Raw genomic sequence first — 20602 nt, forward strand, 5'->3', positions numbered from 1 at the left:
CGAAAACGCAGCAGCTCACAGCCCCGCAACTGAGCTGACGAGTTCATCGATGTGGTCGGCGGGCATCCCCATGGCCTGACGGGCTCGCATCCGCTCGGTGGCGAGCAGTCGACCCTCCGGTTCCTCGTCCAGGTCGTCAGCGGTGATCTCGGCCAAGCCGCCGTACAGTGCGACCAGGCCGCGAGTCGCCCATGCTGCGGCTTCCCGGTGGTGGCCATGCATGTGGAGGGTCTCGGCGACGAAGACGACCATGTCAAGGTCCTCCAGGCGCAGCTTGCGTGCCGCCTCGAGAACCGCCAGCGCCTCCTCGTCACGGTTCCGCACGAACAGGAATTCGGCGAAGAAGCCGTGCACGCCCCCTGCGACGAAGCCGCCATCGTCGATCGCCGCCCGGTACAGCTCCTCGGCGGTGGCATCGTCCCCAGCCATCGCGTAGTACTCGGCGGCCTCGGTGTAGTTCTGCGCCCGCGATCGGGGATCCTCATCGCCGTCGATACGTAGTGCCTTCGCGAGTGCGAGGGTCTCTTCGGAGCTACGCGGCGGGAAGAGTCGGCCGCCGGAACCCGGCTGCGGGGTGCGGGGTGCTTTGCGACGCGCCATCGGCCCAGGATACTGCCGCCTCGGGATGGGGTGACGCCCTCCCGCAAGGAGGGCGCGTCCTAAGCCGTCCCCCCGACCGTCACCGTCCGCATCCCGTCCCCCGCGACCCGCCCGCCGATCTCAGCCCATCCCTCGGTCTGCGCCGGCCGCGCCAGGATCTCCGATCCCCACCCCTGCCGGATCACCAGCGGCCTGCGCAGCGCGCCGACCTGCCGCATCGCCGCCGAGCCGGTGGCCTCGTCCTCGTCGACGCCGCTGTCCGCGGCGAACACCCGGGCCCGCATGACCCCGTTCGGCTCGTCCGTCCAGGCCCAGAACTGGTGGCGGCGGTACTCCGGGCCCGGCGGGACCGCCAGGGTCTCCACCGCGGCCTCGTCGGCGACCTCTACCAGGCCCCAGTCCGGGGCGTCGGCGATGCGGCCGCGGATCCAGGTGCGGCCGCCCTCCGCCCAGGTCGGGACCTCGGCGGCCTTCTGCGGGCGCAGGGTGGGGACCTCGCGGCCGGACAGCCGGGCCAGGAGCCAGGCGGTGCCGACCAGGGGGTGGCCGGCCAGCGGGAGCTCCGCGGCCGGGGTGAAGATGCGCAGCCGGGCGCTCTCGACGTCGTCGACGAACACCACCTCGCTGAACCGCAAGTCCGAGGCGAGCTTGCGGCCCGCGTCGGCGTCGAGATCCGCGGCGTCCAGGACGACGCCCAGGTTGTTGCCGAACAACCCGTGCGCATCGGTGAACACCCGGACTATATGGACGTCGGCCATCACGCTCATTTGCCCAGGCTACAGCCCACGCCCGGCCGCGCGGCCCCTACTTCTTGGCCTTGTCACCCGTCTCATTGGTCAGCGCGGCGATGAAGGCGTCCTGGGGCACCTCGACCCGGCCGACCATCTTCATGCGCTTCTTGCCCTCCTTCTGCTTCTCCAGCAGTTTGCGCTTGCGGGAGATGTCGCCGCCGTAGCACTTGGCGAGCACGTCCTTGCGCATGGCCCGCACCGACTCGCGGGCGATCACCCGGGAGCCGATCGCGGCCTGGATCGGCACCTCGAACTGCTGGCGCGGGATCAGCTCGCGCAGCCGCTCGGTCATGCGCACCCCGTAGGCGTACGCCTTGTCCTTGTGCACGATCGCCGAGAAGGCGTCGACGGTCTCGCCGTGCAGCAGGATGTCCACCTTCACCAGGTCGGCCTGCTGCTCGCTGGTGGGCTCGTAGTCCAGCGAGGCGTAGCCGCGGGTCTTGGACTTCAGCGAGTCGAAGAAGTCGAAGACGATCTCGGCCAGCGGCAGCGTGTAGCGGATCTCGACGCGGTCCTCGGACAGGTAGTCCATGCCCAGCAGCGAACCGCGCCGGCTCTGGCACAGCTCCATCACCGCGCCGACGAAGTCGTTCGGGGTCAGGATGGTCGCGCGCACCACCGGCTCGTGGATCGCCGTCACCTTGCCGCCGGGCATCTCCGAGGGGTTGGTGACGATGTGCTCGGTGCCGTCCTCCATGTCGACCCGGTACACCACCGACGGCGCGGTGGCGATCAGGTCCAGGTTGAACTCGCGGTCCAGGCGCTCGCGGATGATCTCCAGGTGCAGCAGGCCCAGGAAGCCGCAGCGGAAGCCGAAGCCCAGCGCGGCCGACGTCTCCGGCTCGTAGACCAGGGCCGCGTCGTTGAGCTGCAGCTTGTCCAGGGCCTCGCGCAGCTCCGGGTAGTCCGAGCCGTCGATCGGGTAGATGCCGGAGAACACCATCGGCTTGGGCTCCTTGTACCCGCCGAGGGAGTCCGTGGCGCCCTTGTTCAGGGTGGTGACGGTGTCACCGACCTTGGACTGGCGCACGTCCTTCACACCGGTGATCAGGTAGCCCACCTCGCCGGCGCCCAGGCCCAGCGAGGCGGTCGGCTCCGGGGAGATGACGCCGATCTCCAGCAGCTCGTGAGTGGCGCCGGTGGACATCATCTGGATGCGCTCGCGCTTGTTCAGGTGCCCGTCGACGACCCGGACGTAGGTGACCACGCCCCGGTAGGAGTCGTAGACCGAGTCGAAGATCATCGCGCGCGCCGGGCCGTTCGGATCGCCGGCCGGGGCCGGGATCCGGCGGACCACCTCGTTGAGCACGTCCGGGACGCCGACGCCGGACTTGGCGCTGACCCGGAGGACCTCGTCGGGCTCGCAGCCGATCAGCCGCGCCATCTCCTCGGCGTACTTCTCCGGCTGCGCGGCCGGCAGGTCGATCTTGTTCAGGACCGGGATGATCTGCAGGTCGTTCTCCATGGCCAGGTACAGGTTGGCCAGGGTCTGCGCCTCGATGCCCTGCGCGGCGTCGACCAGCAGCAGGGTGCCCTCACAGGCCGCCAGCGAGCGCGAGACCTCGTAGGTGAAGTCCACGTGCCCGGGGGTGTCGATCATGTTCAGGATGTAGGTCTTGCCGTCGTCGGCCCGCCAGGGCAGCCGGACGGCCTGCGACTTGATGGTGATCCCGCGCTCGCGCTCGATGTCCATCCGGTCCAGGTACTGCGCACGCATGGCACGCTCGTCGACCACACCGGTGAGCTGGAGCATCCGGTCGGCCAGGGTCGACTTGCCGTGGTCGATGTGGGCGATGATGCAGAAGTTGCGGATCAGCGCCTGGTCGGTGTTCGACGGCTGCGGGATGTTCGGCGGAAGGGCGGGCACTCGGCGGGTCCAGTCTGTCCGGGGTACGACGTGATGGGGATGCGATCGTGGCTTATTACACTGCCACCTATCGTCCCATGACCCACGGGGTTACCGGGAACGGGTAAACAGGGACGTCACCGGCCACGTGCCCGGTTTGGGTCCGCACACGGCCGCCTGCTAACCTGGTCCCTTGCGTGGCGCGTGCGTTGCCTCGCGCCCACCACCATCTCACTCACCAAAGTAGAGGCATCTTTCAGTGGCGAACATCAAGTCCCAGATCAAGCGGATCAAGACCAACGAGAAGGCGCGCCAGCGCAACAAGGCCGTCAAGTCCTCGCTGAAGACCGCGATCCGCAAGACCCGCGAGGCCGTCGAGTCCGGCGACCACGCGAAGGCGCAGGAGCTGGCCCAGGCCGCCTCCCGCGAGCTGGACAAGGCCGCCTCGAAGGGCGTCATCCACGCCAACCAGGCCGCGAACAAGAAGTCGGCGCTGGCCAAGAGCGTGAACGCCCTGCAGGGCTGACCCTTCCCTGCCATGCGGTCCCTCTCGCCGCGGTAGAGAAACCGAGATTCCCGATCGGCGCGATCCCCTCCCCAGGGGTCGCGCCGATCGTCGTGTGTCCGGCCGTGCCCGGGCGGGCCCGTACCGCGACGTGAGGCGTGGGGGCATCGCGCTACGCTGAGCACGGGCGCCACAGGCACCACACGGGAATCACTGGGGGGTGGGGACGACTTCATGGAGCCGCTGCGATCGGGCGATCCCAGGAGGATCAGCAGCTACGAGATCCTGAACCGGCTCGGCGCCGGCGGGATGGGGCAGGTGTACCTCGGGCGCTCGCCGTCCGGCCGCCGGGTGGCGGTGAAGGTGATCCGCCCCGAGCTCACCAACGACCCCACCTTCCGGCAGCGTTTCCGCCGCGAGGTCACGGCGATGCGCCAGGTGTCCGGCTTCTTCACCGCCCCGGTGGTCGACGCCGACCCCGACGGCGACCCGGCCTGGCTGGCCACGGCCTTCGTCCCGGGCCCCTCGCTGGAGAGCGCGGTCGCCGACGCCGGCGCGATGCCGCACCAGGACGTGATCCTGCTGGCCGCCGGCCTGGCCGAGGCCCTGAACGCGATCCACCGCGAGGGCCTGACCCACCGCGACCTGAAGCCCGGCAACGTCCTGATGGCCGAGGACGGCCCGCGGGTCATCGACTTCGGCCTGGCCGTCACCGCCGAGACCTCCGGCCTGACCCAGGCCGGCACCGTGGTCGGCACCCCCGCCTTCATGTCCCCCGAGCAGGTCTCCGGCCAGCACGTGGGCCCGGCCTCCGACATCTGGTCGCTGGGCGCGGTCCTGGCCTACGCCGCCACCGGCGCCTCCCCCTTCGGCGACGGCGGCACGATGGAGACGATGCTCCGCGTGATGAACGGCGAGCCGGACCTGTCCGGCCTGACCGGCACACTGGCGCAGCTGGTGAGCGCGTGCATGATGAAGGACCCGAACGCCCGGCCGACGCCGGCGCGGATCCTGCAGGTGCTGTCCGAGGACTCCGGGGTGCAGCCGACGATGGCGATGGAGGTGCAGCCTCCGGTGGCGGAGGCGGGCGGCGCGGCTGGTGGCGCCGGGGCGGGCGTCGGCGCGGGCGCGGGTGCGGAGCCGGTCTGGCCGACGGGTGAGAACGCTGCGCAGGTTCAGGGCCAGGCTCAGGCGAGTCAGGCGGCGGCGCCGGTTCGGGATTCCGGGCAGAATGCCGGCCCGGCTTCGGGGTCGAACCCTGCGGCGCCGGCTTGGAACTCGGGGCAGAACGCCGGCCCAGCCTCCGGCTCGAACTCTGCGACACCAGGGTGGAACTCGGGGCAGAATGCCGGCCCGGCTTCGGGTCCGGCACCGACGTGGGGCTCAGGCCCGGTCGGCGGTCCCGCGCCCTCGCAACCTCCGGCACCGGCCTGGGGCTCGGGGACTGGCGCGCCTTCTCAGCCTTCGCAGCCTTCGCATCCCGCATGGGGCTCGGGTCCCGCCGCGCCTTCGCAGCCGTCCCAGCCTTCGCAGCCCACGAATCCCGCATGGGGCTCGCAACCGTCCCAGCCCTCGCAGCCCGCATGGGGCTCCGGCTCCGGCTCCGGCCCGGTCGCCGGCCCGACTTCGGGCCCGAACCCCGCCGCGCCGACCTGGGGCCCCGCCCCGTCGCAGCCCCCGGCGCCGGCCTGGGGCTCCACCCCCTCCGCGTCCTCGTCACCGGCGTGGGGCACGCCGATCCCGCCCGGCCCCGTGTCCGGGCCGTCGACGCCGCCCCAGCCGATGCCCGCGCATCCCACCCCGAACCAGTGGCCGCAGACGTCGGGCCAGCAGGCTCCCCCGACCTCCCCGATGTACCAGCCCGCGCCGCCGACGCAGGCCGCGCAGGCGGCCAGCCCGTGGATGCAGCCGCAGCCCTCGCCGCCCTACGGCGTCCCGATGCCCTCGCCCGCACCGGCCAAGAGGAACCGCAATGGCCTGATAGCCGCGGTCGGCGTGGCGGCTGTGGTGGTCATCGGCGGCGGCATCGCGATCTTCGCGTCCAGCGGCGGATCCGGCGGTTCGTCGGGCGGCTCCGGCGGCGGCACGTCCGGAGGCACCCTCGGCGGCAGCGGCGGCATCGGCACCCTGACCCCGATCCCCGCGAACTTCCAGCTGTCCGGCCTACTCACCGACGCGGACGCCGCCCAGTACCTCAAGTCCACACCGGCCGCCGCCGCCCCGACCGACGACTCCACGGACGACCCCGCCACGTACGGCAAGGACTGGACGGTCAGCTCCACCAACGCGGAGCTGCGGATCCAGGCCTCGACCTACAAGGGCGACAGCAAGCAGGCCACCAGCGACTTCCTCAACCACACCTCGACCATCGCCACAGACACCCCGTTCGAGGACGAAGGCGCGCTCGGCAACTCGGACAAGACCGAGATCCAGGTCTCCACGGACCAGAGCAGCGGCCTGCAGCACTGCCAGATCGAGGTACTGCGCGGCGGACTGGATGTGAACATCGTCTTCGTCGAGCCCGGCTCCGCGGCCGGCGCCCACGCCGATGTCCTGAACATCGCCAAGCAGGTCACAGGTCGGCTGCCCGGGAAGTAGGCCGGGAGGTCAGAAACGGCGACACCGAATACACCGGTCGCAGCCACGCCACATCAAGCCGGCGCGTGGCTGCGACGGTCGGACTCAGCCACGAGCGTGCCCAGCGCTCGCAAGCCTGCCTCAGCCGCGAGTGCCCTGCCCACGGGCCCGGCACACCGTCACCACGCACCGCTCCAGCGCGTAAGCCGGATCGTCGCCGCCGCCCTTGACCGCGGCGTCCGCCTCGGCCACCGCCAGCAGGGCGGTGCCGATGCCGTCCGGTGTCCAGCCGCGCACCTGCTGGCGTACCTTGTCGATCTTCCATGGCGGCATGCCCAGGTCGCGGGCCAGGTCCGCCGGTCTCGCGCCGCGGGGTGCCGAGGCCACCCGGGCCACCGATCGGACTCCGGCTGCCAGGGCGCTGGTGATCAGTACCGGTGCGGTACCGGTGGCCAGGGCCCAGCGGAGCTGTTCCAGGGCCTGGGCGGTGCGGCCGTCGACGGCCAGGTCGGCGACGGTGAAGCCGGAGACCTCCGCGCGGCCGCTGTAGTACTTGGCGACCACCGTTTCGTCGATCGGGGCCTTCGCGTCCTCGGTGGTGTCGGAGATCAGCTGGGACGCGGCGGCTGCCAGCTCGCGCAGGTCGTTGCCGACCGCGTCCAGCAGCGTGCGGGCCGCCTCCTCGGTGATCTGGCGGCGGGCCGTCTTGAACTCGTCGCGCAGGAAGGCGATGCGCTCGGCCGGCCTGGTCACCTTCGCCACGTCGATGCGGGCCGCGCCGGCCTTCTCGACGGCGGTCAGCAGCGCCTTGCCCTTCACGCCGCCGATGTGGACGACCACCAGTGTGATCTCCTCGGCCAGGTCGTCCAGCACGCTGGTCAGCGTGGCGGCGTCCTCGGCGGCCAGGTCCTGTGCCGAGCGCACGACCACGACGCGGCTCTCGCCGAACAGCGACGGGCTCACCAGCTCGGCGAAAGTGCCCGGGCTGAAGTTGCCCGGGGCCAGGTCGCGCGTCTCGGTGTCCGGATCGGTGGCGCGCTTGGCCGCGACGATCCGGGCCACGGCGCGGTCGACGAGCAGTTCCTCGGCCCCGACGACGAGGACGAGCTGGGGCGGGGTGGCGGCTTGGGCAGGCATCGGTCCAAGCATGGCACGCCCCGGTGACAAGTCCCTATTGCCCGGCTTGGAGACCGGCCTTCGCTACTCCCCCGCCTTGGCCTTGGCGGCGGCCTTCATCTCCTTCTTGAAGGCGCGCACCTTCGCCAGGCTCGCCGTGTCGGTCACGTCCGCCACCGACCGCGTCGAGCCCTGCACGCCGTAGTCGCCGGCGGCCTCCCTCCAGCCCTCCGGCGTCACGCCGAACTGCTTGCCCAGCAGCGCCACCAGGATCTGCGCCTTCTGCTTCCCGTACCCGGGCAGCGACGCGACCCGCTTCAGCAGGTCGGCACCGTCCTTCGCGCCGGTCCAGACCGCCGAGGCGTCGCCGTCGTACTCCTCGGCCACGGCCCGGGCCAGCTTCTGCGTCCGCTCGGCCATCGCCTTCGGGAAGCGGTGGATCGCCGGCACCTCGGAGAACACGGCCACGAACTTCTCCGGGTCGAAGGCGGCGATCTGCTCGGCGTCCAGCTGGTCCACGCCGAGGCGCGTGGCCAGCACGTACGGCCCGGAGAACGCCTTCTCCATCGGGATCTGCTGATCCAGGAGCATGGCGGTCAGTACGCCCAAGGGGTCCTTCGCGAGGAAGGCGTCGGCGTCGGGGTTCTGAGCCAGATGCAGCGTCACCATGTCCCCAGCCTGACAGAACCGCCGCCGCGCCACTGCGGTTCTGGTCCGTTCGAGGCACCGGGTCGCGAGGGCTCAGTCCTCGGACTCCAACCGCTCGACGACATCGGCGATGAACGCCCGGCCCTTCGGCTCCAGCCACGGACACGCCAGGACCAGGTGGCACATCGACCCCAGCACGGTCACCGCACGCTTCTCGGCCACCTGCATGAGCTGGCCGACCCGGTTCAGCACCCACTCCAGGACGTCCTCACGCGCCTCCGGGAACGCCCATCCCACCGCGACCAGCGCCATCCCGGCCGCCTCGCAGACCCAGTCCTCGGGGCCGTTCAGCAGCTCCACCAGGATCCGGCGCCGCTCCGATTCGGCCCACGGCTGGTCGGCGCGGTGATGCGCGATCCCCATGCACGCGATCGTCTGCACGGAGCGCACCCAGTAGTCCGGTGCCTCCATCGCGGACCCGCCCTGCCACGGCGCGTCCTGCGGTGCCGGCGGGTACGCCAGCACGCCGAGCAGCTCCGTGACCGGCACGCCGGCCAGCGCGACCGCGTGGTCGTACAGCGCCGTCGGGCCCGGCCAGTTCGGCGTGGCCAGGTCCCGCACCAGCGCCCGGGCCCGCGCGGACGGCGGCTCGACCGCCGGGACCGCGTCGCAGCCCTCGTACCGCCACACCCGCACGCCGACCTCGGCGCCCGGCAGCCGCGGATCGGGGTCGCCGGTCTCCAGGAACGCGACCTGCAGGCCCGGTATGACCAGCCGCAGGGTGTTGATCGCGCTCGGCGGCTCGATGATCGACAGCGACATCTCCCCGGACACGGTGAGGTTGTCCTGCTCGACGAGCTGCCGCAGCACGTTGATACAGGCCTCGGTGCCGCCGGTCACCCGGCCCAGCCACGGGAACCGCTGGACGTGGTGCCCGAGCAGGTATCCGGCATAGTCGTGGTCGGGGTGCGCCCGGTAGTAGTCGGTGAGCTCCAGCAGGTGCATAGTGTCGCCGTCGGCCTCGAACCGCATGCCGAGCAGCGCCGGCGCGGCCTTCTCGTGCTCCGGCTCGGCGGCCACCAGCTTCTCCAGCAGCGCCAGGCCCTCCGGGCGCCGGCCGGTGAAGGCCAGCAGCTCGGCCAGGTCGACCACCAGATAGCTCTGGCCCGGGTCCTGCTCGACGGTCCGCGTCCACAGCGCGATGGTCTCGTCCACCCGGCCCGCCCGGCGCAGGGCGTTGCCGAGCATGATCGCGCCCATCGCCCCGGCCCCGGACCGGACCGCCACCTCGCCCCACTCCACGGCCAGCCGGGTGTCACCGAGCCGGCGGGCCAGCCCCGAGGCGACGGCGGCCAGCTGCGGGTCCTCCCCGCGCACCATCACCGCACGCACGACTTCGGCGAAGTGGACCAGCGCCGCGCGCTCCTCCTCCGACACCGGGTCGCCGAGGCCCTGACACAGCCGCAGCACGGCCTGCGTCAGCGACTCCGCGCTCAGCCGGGACGGCAGCTCCGGGTCCGCCATCCACGCCACCGCCGCCCACGGCCTCGCCGGCGCCGCGGCCATGACACCGGCCAGCAGCATGACCGCCTCGTCGAGGCGGCCGATCGCGGCCAGCAGCGCGGCCCGGCAGGCCAGCTCACCGGTGTACCGGGAGGTCGCCGGGAACAGCTCCAGCGCCGCCACCGGACCGCCGACCCGCGCCACGAGCTCCGCCAGCGCCTCGTGCGCTTCCGGCAGCGACGGGTCGGTCCCGATCGCGCCGGCCACGTGGTCGGCGGCGTGGCCGATGTCGCCACCGTCGAGGATCAGCCGCGCCACCGCGACCTCGCCCTCGGCTTCCAGACGCTCGCAGCAACCGGTGTCGCACGCGTTGGTGTGCGTGTGAGTGTGCTGCTCGTCGTGCTCGTCGTGCGTACCGTTCGTGTCTCTGCCGTACGTGTCCAAGTGCCGGCTCCCCTCCAGACTCGGCGTCGGATAGGGACACGAGACTAGCGTGGGGCCCTAGTGGCGGGTGGCCACCCGCAACCGGGCAGCGGTGCCGAACACCACCACCTGGCCGTCGTCATCGGTGCGGAAGACCCGCGCCCCGGCCCCGGACGCCAGCGCGATCGTGCGCGGCGCCGGATGGCCGTAGGTGTTGCCCTTGCCGACCGAGATGACGGCGACTCGCGGATGGACGGCGGCGAACAGGTCCGGGTCCTGATGTGCGGAGCCGTGGTGCGGCACCTTCAGGACGTCGGCGGCGAGATCCGGATGCGCGGCCAGGATCGCCGCCTGCGACGGCGGCTCGATGTCACCGGTGAGCAGTAGCCGGACCGCGCCGTCCCGCGTCGCGACCGTCACCTGGAGCACGACGCTGGAATTGTTCGGGCCGGAGCCCTCCTCACCGCCGCCCCGCGGCGAGGCCCGAGCTTGGTGCCGGCCTCGTCGACGGCTCTTGTGGACCGGTTCGGGCGGTGTCGGGGGGCTCTCGTTCGGATCGGGCCACAGGACATCCCAGGACACCGGGCCGAACCGCCGATGCTCGCCGGCTGCCGCCACCGAGGTGGGGACGCGGGCCGAGCTCGCCCAGGCCGCGACTTCCGAGGCACCCTTGGGCGGATCGCGGTCGTTCGTGGTCTCGATTTCGGCGACGGCGCGGCCCTTCAGCACCCCGGGGACGCCGTCGATGTGATCGGCGTGGAAGTGGGTCAGGACCAGCAGCGGCACCTTGCGGACGCCGAGCAGGGTCAGACAGCGATCGGCTTTCGCGGGATCGGGGCCGGTGTCGACGACGACGGCCTCGGCCGGCCCCACGGCGAGCGCCAAGGCGTCACCCTGACCGACGTCGCAGGCCGCGAAGATCCAGTCCGGTGGGGGCCAGGCGACGGTCTGGCTGCGGATGAACAGCAGTGCCGCGGCGATGGATATCAGGAGCAGGAAGAGGAGGGCGGCAGCGACGGCTCTCCGACCGACGGAACGGTTCGGGTCACCCCGAAAGCCATCCCCTCCGCGGCTTCCGGGGCCGAGCCCGCCGCTGTCCAGGCCGTCGCCGCGTCCGGGATCGGGCTCCGGGCCCGGCGATATCCAGGGTCCTTGCTCGTTCATGACAGTTCCTCCTTGCGTTTCGCCGCCGCAGCCGAGATCAGGAACACCAGGGCGTAGACCGCCAGCAGGGCGAGGGTCCCGGGCAGCCCGTCGGGCCAGCCGACGGTCGCGCCGGGCAGTCGGGAGCCGTACCGGGCGACCGCGACGATCCCGTCGGCCGGCCATTGGGCCAGCCAGGCCACCGCGTGCCCGAGCGGGAGCCAGACGGACGCGGCGAGCAGGGCCACGGCCCCGAGAACGGTCGCCGGCCCGACGCAGAACTCGGCGAGCAGGTTCGCCGGGAGCGAGAGCGGGGTGATCGCGGCAGTGAAGGAGACCAGGATCGGCAGGCAGAAGGCCTCGGCTGCCGCCGTGCAGGCCAGCGACTCGGCGATGCGGTGCGGCACCCGGCGGTCGATGAGCGCCTGCTGCCAGCCCGGCGCGAGCACGAACAGCCCGGCGGTCGCGGCCAGCGAGAGGGCGAAGCCGTAGGACCGAGCGAGCCAGGGATCGAACAGGAGCAGCAGCGTCCCGCCCGCGCACAGCAGCGGGAGCCCACGCGCACGCCGTCCGACGGCTGCGAGGAGCAGCCCGAGCACGGCCATCACGCTGGCGCGCACCATCGACGGCTCGGGGCGGGCCAGGACGGTGAAGCCGATGACGACGGCCAGGCCGGTGAGCGTCAGGAACCTGCCTCGGACTCCGGCGAAGCGCGCGATCGGCATCGCGGCGGTCAGGACGAACACCAGGTTCTCGCCGCTCACGGCTGTCAGGTGGGTCAAGCCGGTGTCGCGGAAGGCGGCGCTCAAGCTGTCCGGTTCCTGCGACACGTCCCCGATCACCAGGCCGGGCACCAGACCGCGCGGGTCGGCGGGCAGATGGGCACAGGCGTCGCGCAGGGCTTGGCGCAGCCTGCCGGCCAGCTTCTGGAGCGCGTTGGGGCCGGCGAGGACGTCGGGCGGCCGGTGGACGGACAGGGCCGCGGCGTCGGGGCTGTCGTCGTGGGCGGGACGGAGGCGCCCGGTGACGCGCACCCGCGTGGACGGCAGGAACTGCCACGCGCCGGGGTCGGAGGCCAGCGCGGTCGCGGGAAGCCGGGTGCGGAACGCGTTGACGCGCTCGATGCGCAGGGGGACGACGGCGAAAGGGCCGTGTGCGGAGGTCGCGGTGTGCGGGTCGTCGGTGACCACGGCCTCGACGGTCGCCTGGGCATGCGCTGCGGCGAGGCGCGGCAGCGGGCCGGTGTGGGTCGCGATGGTGCGGGTGGTGGCGGCGGTGCCCGCGCCGGCCGCGACGAAGCAGGCGGCCGCGAGGGTGCGGCGACGGGTCCTGGTGCGGGTCGAGGTCGAGCTCGAGCGCGTTGCGGCGAAAGCTTGGCCGACGCGCAGGTATTCGTGGCGCCGGATCCCGCTACGCAGGAGGAGGGAGAGACCGGCCAGGGCACAGCCGGCCCAGAGCAACAGCGCCATCGGCGAGACGAAGCCGTCGCCGACGAAGGCTGCGCCGTACGCGGCCAGCAGGATCGGCACCAGGCGCAGATCGCGGCGCGAGTGCCGGTCCGGCTCGACGGAGCGGAAGGTGACGGTCAGGCTCATGGCGTCACCGTCACCGTCACCGAATCGCGCATGTCTGCGAACTTCCGCTCGCCGATCCCGCGGACCTGCCGCAGCTGCGCCACGGACTCGAAGCGGCCGTGCTCGGTCCGGAAGTCCAGAATCCGCTGGGCGAGTGCGGGACCGATGTCGGGCACCGTCTCCAGCTGCTCCAGCGTCGCGGTGTTGAGATCCACCGGCTGCGCGGGCTTGCCGCGCTTTCCGCGCGCGGCGCCCCCGGACGAGGGCTGCGGCAGGCCGACGACGGGCGTCGGCGCGCCCGCGATCCCGACCCGCAGCTGCTCGCCGTCGGTGACCGGCCGCGCGAGGTCGAGCGCGGTGACGTCCACGCCGGGCAGCGCGCCACCGGCCGCGGCCAAGGCTTCGTAGACGCGGGATCCGGGGGGCAGCGTCTGGATGCCGGGGCGCGCGACCTTGCCCTCGACGTCCACGACGACCGCGCCGGTCGACGCCGGGCCGGCCAGGGCCGGGGTGGTGGACCTGGCGCTGCGGGGCGAGCAGGCGGGGCGCTTCGCGGCCATCGCTTGTGCATAGCGGTGGGTGATGGGGGCTTGGAACCAGGTCGTGGTCACCGTGGACCTCGCGGCGACCGGGACCGCGATCGCTCTGTGCGCGTGCCAGCTCGTCGGTGAAGCCTCGGCCGGTGAAGCCGTCGGCAGTGCGCGCGGTGCGCCGGACGGCGACGAGTACGGGTGGCAGGCAGCGTCGTGCCCCGATGCGGCGAAGCCCGATCCGCTGACATCGCTGGTCGGGGTGGCGTGGTCGTCTTCGGGCGGTGCGGCCGCCGACACGGCCTCCCCCGCGTTCCCGGCCGCGACGTCCACGACCGTGCTCTGCGAACGGGTCAGGTACCACCCGCCGGCCGCGGCACCGGCGACGGCCACCAGGGCCACCGCGGTCGCGGCGGGCAGGCTGAGGGCCCAGCGGCCGCGGAGCGTCGGCGGAACCCGGTGTTCGATCGACTGGGCCGCCCGGCGCCACCAGGAGCGGTGCGCGTGGCGCCGAGCGGCCAGCGCCTCGGAGAGAGGCAGGGGACCTTCTGCGGCAGGCGACCAATACCGCGGCGGGTCCCCTTGGAGCGAGGCCAGCCGGTCGCGCGCCGTCGGCTGCGGGCTGCGGGGTTGGACGCTGCCATTCGGCGCGGCTCCCGGGGTGGTTCGTTCCATGTCTGCGAAGGTAGGACTTCGCAAAGCGCGCATACCACCCGCGAGTCAGAGCCTGTGGATAACTCTCCGGGCGAGCGGACGGCCTTCACTCTTTCGGCCCAGCGGCAGGCGGGGACTCAGCACGGATTCAGGCGGCGATCGGTGACAGCGGAGCTGCGCGGAAAACCGGTGCTCCTGGTGCTCCTGGCACACGACCGGCCGCGGACGCGAAAAAGGCGGCCGCCTCTCGCGAAGAGAGACAGCCGCCTTCGGCAAGCGGGCGGGCCGAGCAGTGCCGTGCAGGACCGAGCAGGCCCGACCGACTCCGACCGACTCCGACCAACCCCTAAACCGCGCCCACCGTCCGGAAGGGCTCCAGCTGCGCCGCCAGATCCGGGTGGATCAGCGCCCGCACCAGCGTCCCGTGGTCGGTGTGCTCCTCCTTCAGCATCTCGCCCTCGGCGTGGATGCGGGCGACGAGGTCGCCGCGGTCGTACGGGACCAGCGCCTCCAGCTCGACGCCGGGACGGGGCAGGTCGCGTTCGATGGCCGCGAGGAGGTCGTCCATGCCCTCGCCGGTGCGGGCCGACACCACGATGCTGTGCGGCTCGCGGCGCAGCAGCCGTGCCAGGACCGCCGGGTCGGCCAGGTCGGCCTTGTTGAAGACCAGCAGTTCCTTCACGTCGCCGGCGCCCATGTCGGCGAAGACGGCCCGGACCGCGGAGATCTGGCCCTCGGGGTCCTCGTCGCTGGCGTCGACCACGTGCAGGACCAGGTCGCTCTCGCCGACCTCCTCCAGGGTCGAGCGGAAGGCCTCGACCAGCTGATGGGGCAGGTGGCGGACGAAGCCGACCGTGTCGGACAGCGTGTAGGTGCGGCCCGTCGCGGTCTCCGTGCGGCGGACGGTCGGGTCCAGGGTGGCGAACAGGGCGTTCTCCACCAGGACCCCGGCGCCGGTGAGGCGGTTGAGCAGGGAGGACTTGCCGGCGTTGGTGTAGCCGGCGAGGACCACCGAGGGGACCGAGCCGCGGCGCCGTTCGGCGCGCTTGGTCTCGCGTCCCTTGCTCATGTCGCCGATCTCGCGGCGGAGCTTGGCCATGCGCTCGCGGATGCGGCGGCGGTCGGTCTCGATCTTGGTCTCACCGGGACCGCGGGTGGCCAGGCCGCCGCGGCCACCGCCCATCTGGCGGGACAGGGACTGGCCCCAGCCTCGCAGCCTGGGCAGCATGTACTGCATCTGGGCCAGCGCCACCTGGGCCTTGCCCTCGCGGGACTTGGCGTGCTGGGCGAAGATGTCCAGGATCAGGGCCGTGCGGTCGATGACCTTGACCTTGACCACGTCCTCCAGGTGGATCAGCTGGCCGGGGCTGAGCTCCCCGTCGCAGATCACCGTGTCCGCGCCGGTGGCGACCACGATGTCGCGCAGTTCCTGGGCCTTGCCGCTGCCGATGTAGGTCGCCGGGTCCGGCTTCTCGCGGCGCTGGACCACGCCCTCCAACACCTCCGAGCCGGCCGTCTCGGCCAGCGCGGCCAGTTCGCGCAGCGACAGCTCGGCGTCCGCGGCGGTGCCGTCGGTCCATACGCCGACCAGCACCACGCGCTCCAGGCGCAGCTGCCGGTACTCGACTTCGGTGACGTCCTCGAGTTCGGTGGACAGTCCGGCCACGCGGCGGAGCGACGCGCGCTCCTCAAGGTCGAACTGCTCGCCGTCGTGCTGCGAGGCGGCCCAGCGGTTGCGGTAGAGCGGGGCCGGCGCTTCGAAGGCGTCCTCGGTGTCCCACTCAGCTTCCGGCGTGTCGTGGTCGTTCAATGCGTAGACCTCGTCGCGGGCAGCGTCCTTGTGGGATTCCGTCATGTGCTTCCTCTTCATGAGTTGTGACTAGCGCGGCGCCGCGAAGACGCCGCGAGGCGGGGAGAAACGCTCTCCCCGCCTCGATGGTGGCATGTCGTCGCCGATCTCCGACACCCGATTTCCCTTGGGCACCGCATCAGCGGCCGGTCGGTGAAGGCAGCCGAGGCGTGCCGAACGTGTAGGGGTTGTCCGGACCGGGCAAAGGCGAGCCCGGGACGTAGGGCAGCGGACCCATCGGGGGCTGCGGTCCCAGCGCCGGCCCGAGGCCGGTGGCGGCCATGCCGGTGCCGAGCGCGGCCTGGGGTACCGCACCGGACTTGGGCGCGACCCGCGGCGAGCCGGTGGCCGGCCGCGTGTTGCCGGGCCGGTTGCCGGCCGTCCGGGAGTTGATCACCGCGGTCGGGATCTTCGCGGTCGGGAGCGTGCGGGCCCCGCGCGGGGCGCCGGCACCCACGCCGACCACGACACCGGACCGCTGGTTGGCGGCGGCCGCGCCCTGGCGCGCGCTGTCGGCCTGGCCGCTGCGCGCCGGCGGCATCGCGACCCGCTGCGGGCTGCGCCCGTCGGCGGGCACCAGACGGCCCAGCTCGGCGGCCTCGATCTCGGCGGCCAGTTCGGCCGCGGCGAGTTCCGTGGACAGTTCGAGCAACACGTCGGAGAGCTTGACCTCCAGCGCGTCGCAGATGGCGGCCAACAATTCGCTGGACGGCTCCTTCTGACCCCGCTCCACCTCGGAGAGGTAGCCGGGGGACACCCGTGCCGTCGCGGCAAGCTGTCGGAGGGTCCGTCCGCTGCGCTGTCTCCGGCCGCGCAGCACGTCGCCGAGTAGGCGGCGAACCAAGATCATCTCGGCTTCCCCTCCCTCATCGTTTCCGCTGGCCTGCTGGTTTTCCTGTGTGAATCATGAGCCTGTGGAGCCACCGTACCCCGGCTGTTGCCGGATTACTCTCCTGCTTTGCTTGTTGTTATTCCCCGTTCAATGGTTCTCAACGGTTAGGACGCGGTTTCCATTCCAAGAAGTTGCAGTCCCGTTGTGAAGCCGCGGCCAACCGGCCGCCACGAGGACGACGACCACCTGACTGCCACCGTATCCCGAGCCACCGACAAGCGTCGGGTGAAGGCCACCCATCGGACAAAATCGAACGTAGGTTCAGAATACCGGGCGTGACCGGCCGACGGCCTGTCGGCGATCTCGCCGCACCGCACGTCACACCCGTGCCGTGAGTATCGTCACGGCGAGGGGATGGCGCCGGTCGGCGCCCGATGGCGCGGCGCGGCCGATCCAGCAGCCCCGATCACGCTCGACCGGGCAGTGCACGCAGCGGAGTCCCGCACCTCCCCCATCACGAGTCCCATGAGTCTCAGAAGACTCACAGGCCTCAGGCGAAGGCCGGACGCCGCAGCGGTGGGGCACCTGCTTCACCGCTGGATCAGCCGTTGATGACGCATTCCCGCGAATATCCAAGAATCCCGTGAGCTCACAAGCCCGTGGGCCTGTGGGCCCACATCTAGCGGGGCGCCGCCGCGAGCCACCCGCGCACCCGGTGCGCGGGCTGGCCGACCGTCGCGCGGATCATGCCCGCGTCCCGGCCGGCCTCGTACGGCGCGGCCACAGCGGAAGGTCCCGCGGGAGCGCCGTGCGACCGGTGCGATCCCGAGGCCGAAGCCTCCTGCGCACGTGACACCTTTTCCCTCATCACCTTGTCATCCTCCCGTGCGCTCCAACCGTTTCCTTAGCGCGACGTTCGAACACCTGCCGAGGTTGCCTCCGGGGCGGAGAGCATGACTCTGATACGGTCCGCCTCCGGAGCCCCGATGACCGCGAACATGGCCAGTGCCTCCTCCCGGCAGCCCCGGGCCCGCTCCGGCTGCCCGGCGACATCCAGCACGTCCGCGAGCACCGCCAGCGCGGTCGCGTGCTGCCACGTGTCGGCGGTCCCCCGCAGAACACTCACCGCACGCTCGGCGAACTCCAACGCACCGCTGGGCTCGCCGAGACCCAACAGCGCCCGCGCGCTGGAGGCGTGCGCGGCGCCCTCCATCGGAGGATGGACGTCGGCGAAGTACCGGGCCGCCTCCGTGAAGTACGTCAGCGACTCCCGATAGGCGTGCGTCTGCAGATAGATGGAACCGGTCTGGAAGAGCGCGTACCCCGTAGAGACGTCGTCCCCGAGGGCCCGGCACAGGGCGAGCCCCGCCATCGTGCTCTCCAGCGCCTCCTCCGTGCGGCCCAGCACCAACAGCGAGCGCGCCATGTTCTGCCGCGCCGCGGCCTCGGACGCCACATCCCCGAACGCCCGGCTGGCATCCACCGCGCGCTCGTACAGCGCGATCGCCTCCGCGTCCCGGCCGAGGTCCGCATAAGTCATGGCGAGCAGGTTGACGGCATCGGCTTGGGTCTCGTCGCCGCCCACCGACTCGGCTGCACGGTGCGAGCGCTCGGCCTCCTCCGCCGCGGCCTCTATCTGATACGTCGCATAAAGGACGCGCGCCAAGGAGTGCCGCACCCGCGCCTCGCTCCGTACGTCCCCGCTCTCCACAGCAGCTGCGGCGGCATTGCGCGCGGCGGTAGAGAGCTCATCCGCGTAGCGTTCGATACCGGGTAGCGAGACAAGGTGGTCGAGCAGTTCTACCGCCAACGTCAGCGGCGCCACTCCGTCAACGCACGGCGGGTGGGTCAGGACCCGACGATTGAACACCGCGTCCACGCAGCTGCCTTCATCAGCGATCCACCGCACACCCGCTTCTACGGAGTCGAACTCCCTCCCGGAGGATCGCGTCGGGGAAAGCCCCAGCTCTTCCACGGGGATGCGGCGCAGACGACGCATCGAGGCGAGGTAGAAGTCGAGCAGGTTCATGAACCCCGCGTCGAGGTCACCGCCCTCGGCCTCGTACTGTTCCCGCGCATAGAGGCGCAACAAGTCGTGATAGCGGTAGCGCCCCGGAGAAGCGGACTCCAGCATCGCGGCGTCCACCAGCGACTCCAGCACTTCCTCAGTGTCGGCCTCGTCCTGGCCGAGCAGCGCGGCGGCCGCCGCGGCCGAGACGTCGGCGCTGTCCAGCAGCGACAGCCGCCGGAAGACATCCGCCTGCGCCGGGGACAACTGGTGATAGCCGAGTTCGAACGCCGCACGCACCGCGAGATCGCCCACGGCCAGCTCGCCGAGCCGGCGCCGCTCGTCGGACAACCGGGCGGCGAGCGACCCGATGCGCCACCGCGGCCGGGACGCGAGCCGGGCCGCCGCTATACGCACCGCCAGAGGCAGGTATCCGCATAGCGACACCACCTCTATGGCCGCGGTGTGTTCTACGCCGAGACGTTCCTCGCCGACGATCCGCGTGAACATGTTCATCGCCTCGCCGGGATCCAGCACGTCCAGATCCGCGAACGTCGCCCCGGCCAGCCCGGTCAGCTTCGGACGGCTCGTGACCACGACCGCGCACCCCGGGGCGCCCGGCAACAGAGGCCGTACCTGCGCCGCGTCCCGCGCGTTGTCCAGGACGATCAGCACCCGGCGACCGGCGAGCGCCGACCGGTACGCCGCGGCCCGCTCCTCCAGCCCGGACGCCGTCTCCGCCTCTGATATCCCCAGACCGCGCAGGAACGCGGCGAGGACCGGCGCCGGGTCTGCGGGCTCCGGGTCGCCTCCGCGCAGGTCCACATAGAGCTGCCCGTCCGGGAACTCCTCCCGTACCGAGTGCGCCAGGTGGATGGCGAGCGCCGTCTTACCCACTCCGCCCAACCCGGACAGCGCGCAGACCGCGACCGACTGCCCGACCGTGGTGGAGATGCGCGCGGCGAGCACGCGGGTCAGGTTCTCGCGTCCGGTGAAGTCCGCCGTGTCGGCGGGAAGCTGCGCGGGGATCGTCGGCGGCTTCTCCAGAGGAGCCCCGGAGGATGCCTCGGCTGCCCTAGGGGTTATCTCAGTGCTGTCCGCAGAGGGGCGCGCCAGCGCGGGGTCGGCGCGCAGGATCCGCTGATGCAGTTCGCCGAGTTCGGCGCCGGGGTCGACGCCCAGTTCTTTGCGCAGGAGTCGTCGGGTGTCCGCGTATACGCCAAGCGCTTCGGCCTGTCGTCCGGTCTGGTAGAGCGCCAGCATGAGCTGCGCACGCAGTCCCTCGCGCAGCGGGTGCTCAGCGGTGAGGACGGTGAGTTCGGAGACGGCGTCTCCCACCCGACCCAATGCCAGGTCCAGGGAGATGCGGCTCTCCTGGGCCGCAGTACGCCGTTCCAGCAGCGTCCCACGGAGGGACTCCGCATAAGGGCCCGGAATCCCGGCCAGCGGAGTACCGCGCCACAGCGCCAAGGCATGAGCGAGTTCTCCGCGCGCGCCCGCCACGTCACCCGACATCCGCCGCTGCTCCGCACTCGCGACATGATCTTCGAAGGTGAACAGGTCCACGTGTGAACGCTCCGCGCGCAACGCGTAGCCGCCGGCTATGGACGCAATGGCGTCCGCGCCGAAGACCTTACGGAGTCGGAACGCATAGGTGCGCACCGTTCCGAGCGCACCCTCGGGCGGCTCATCGCCCCACAAACCTTCTATGAGTTCGTCGGCTGTCGCCACCCGACCGGCCCTCGACGCCAGCAGCGCCAGCACGGCCTGCTGTTGCGGGGACCCTACTTTGAGTTCCTCGGCTGGTTCTCCCGCGTCGCCCACTCGCAGCGCGCGGACCGGTCCGAGCAGCCCGTACTGCACCACCACTGACCAATCCCACCTCATGAACGTGGCCCCCGTGGCCGTGTCTTGCCGGGTCCCGCGGCAGTGTCGTGCCACAGGTGAACTGTGGTCCGCCGGTGGACTAGACCGCTCGGAGCCACCGGCCCACCTTAGCGCGG

General features: G+C 71.8%; 14 protein-coding genes and 1 pseudogene. 2 read left to right on the plus strand and 13 right to left on the minus strand.

Annotation, left to right across the window (positions count from 1 at the left end; genetic code table 11):
* Positions 1 to 15 precede the first annotated feature (15 nt).
* From ABH926_RS24810 to lepA, 3 genes are read right to left on the minus strand one after another with little or no spacing between them, the layout of a single operon-like run.
* Positions 16 to 600 carry a hypothetical protein gene (locus ABH926_RS24810; protein WP_370368132.1) on the minus strand — a complete coding sequence of 195 codons (585 nt, stop codon included), beginning with the start codon at positions 598 to 600 and terminating at the stop codon, positions 16 to 18.
* A gap of 59 nt (positions 601 to 659) precedes the next feature.
* Positions 660 to 1367, minus strand: coding sequence for a PhzF family phenazine biosynthesis protein (locus tag ABH926_RS24815; protein ID WP_370368133.1), 708 nt, complete (start codon positions 1365 to 1367; stop codon positions 660 to 662).
* Between the two features lie 37 nt (positions 1368 to 1404).
* Complete coding sequence (gene lepA, locus ABH926_RS24820; protein WP_370368134.1) at positions 1405 to 3258, minus strand: translation elongation factor 4; 1854 nt, start codon at positions 3256 to 3258, stop codon at positions 1405 to 1407.
* Positions 3259 to 3496: 238 nt separating this feature from the next.
* On the opposite strand from lepA, the gene rpsT reads away from it, so the two are divergent.
* Both rpsT and ABH926_RS24830 read left to right on the plus strand, forming a co-directional pair.
* Positions 3497 to 3763 carry a 30S ribosomal protein S20 gene (gene rpsT, locus ABH926_RS24825; RefSeq protein ID WP_370368135.1) on the plus strand — a complete coding sequence of 89 codons (267 nt, stop codon included), beginning with the start codon at positions 3497 to 3499 and terminating at the stop codon, positions 3761 to 3763.
* Positions 3764 to 3976: 213 nt separating this feature from the next.
* On the plus strand, positions 3977 to 6340 hold the full coding sequence (locus tag ABH926_RS24830; protein ID WP_370368136.1) for a protein kinase: 2364 nt from the start codon (positions 3977 to 3979) through the stop codon (positions 6338 to 6340).
* Positions 6341 to 6460: 120 nt separating this feature from the next.
* On the opposite strand, the gene holA is transcribed toward ABH926_RS24830, so the two are convergent.
* The 10 genes and pseudogenes from holA to ABH926_RS24880 form a co-directional block, all read right to left on the minus strand.
* Positions 6461 to 7456 carry a DNA polymerase III subunit delta gene (gene holA, locus ABH926_RS24835; protein WP_370368137.1) on the minus strand — a complete coding sequence of 332 codons (996 nt, stop codon included), beginning with the start codon at positions 7454 to 7456 and terminating at the stop codon, positions 6461 to 6463.
* 63 nt (positions 7457 to 7519) lie between these two features.
* Positions 7520 to 8104 carry an HhH-GPD-type base excision DNA repair protein gene (locus tag ABH926_RS24840; RefSeq protein WP_370368138.1) on the minus strand — a complete coding sequence of 195 codons (585 nt, stop codon included), beginning with the start codon at positions 8102 to 8104 and terminating at the stop codon, positions 7520 to 7522.
* A 72-nt stretch (positions 8105 to 8176) separates the two neighbouring features.
* Positions 8177 to 10030, minus strand: a complete 1854-nt coding sequence (locus ABH926_RS24845; protein ID WP_370368139.1) for a hypothetical protein — start codon at positions 10028 to 10030, stop codon at positions 8177 to 8179.
* 57 nt (positions 10031 to 10087) lie between these two features.
* Positions 10088 to 11173, minus strand: coding sequence for a ComEC/Rec2 family competence protein (locus tag ABH926_RS24850; protein ID WP_370368140.1), 1086 nt, complete (start codon positions 11171 to 11173; stop codon positions 10088 to 10090).
* Positions 11170 to 12747 carry a ComEC/Rec2 family competence protein gene (locus ABH926_RS24855; protein ID WP_370368141.1) on the minus strand — a complete coding sequence of 526 codons (1578 nt, stop codon included), beginning with the start codon at positions 12745 to 12747 and terminating at the stop codon, positions 11170 to 11172. Before ABH926_RS24855 ends, ABH926_RS24850 begins: the two co-directional genes overlap by 4 nt.
* Positions 12744 to 13931 (minus strand): helix-hairpin-helix domain-containing protein, encoded by a 1188-nt coding sequence (locus ABH926_RS24860; protein WP_370368142.1) that lies wholly within the window; start codon positions 13929 to 13931, stop codon positions 12744 to 12746. Before ABH926_RS24860 ends, ABH926_RS24855 begins: the two co-directional genes overlap by 4 nt.
* 325 nt (positions 13932 to 14256) lie before the next feature.
* The gene (gene hflX / locus ABH926_RS24865) at positions 14257 to 15765 is read right to left on the minus strand and encodes a GTPase HflX (protein ID WP_370368143.1); all 1509 of its coding nucleotides are present in this window, start codon (positions 15763 to 15765) and stop codon (positions 14257 to 14259) included.
* 583 nt (positions 15766 to 16348) lie between these two features.
* Positions 16349 to 16609, minus strand: a pseudogene (locus ABH926_RS24870) (helix-turn-helix domain-containing protein); the annotation flags it as partial.
* A gap of 661 nt (positions 16610 to 17270) precedes the next feature.
* Positions 17271 to 17447 carry a hypothetical protein gene (locus ABH926_RS24875; RefSeq protein ID WP_370368144.1) on the minus strand — a complete coding sequence of 59 codons (177 nt, stop codon included), beginning with the start codon at positions 17445 to 17447 and terminating at the stop codon, positions 17271 to 17273.
* 48 nt (positions 17448 to 17495) lie between these two features.
* Entirely contained in the window at positions 17496 to 20486 is a 2991-nt protein-coding gene (locus tag ABH926_RS24880; protein WP_370368145.1) for a BTAD domain-containing putative transcriptional regulator, read from the minus strand.
* Positions 20487 to 20602 lie beyond the last annotated feature (116 nt).

The organism is Catenulispora sp. GP43 (assembly GCF_041260665.1).
Classification (GTDB): domain Bacteria; phylum Actinomycetota; class Actinomycetes; order Streptomycetales; family Catenulisporaceae; genus Catenulispora.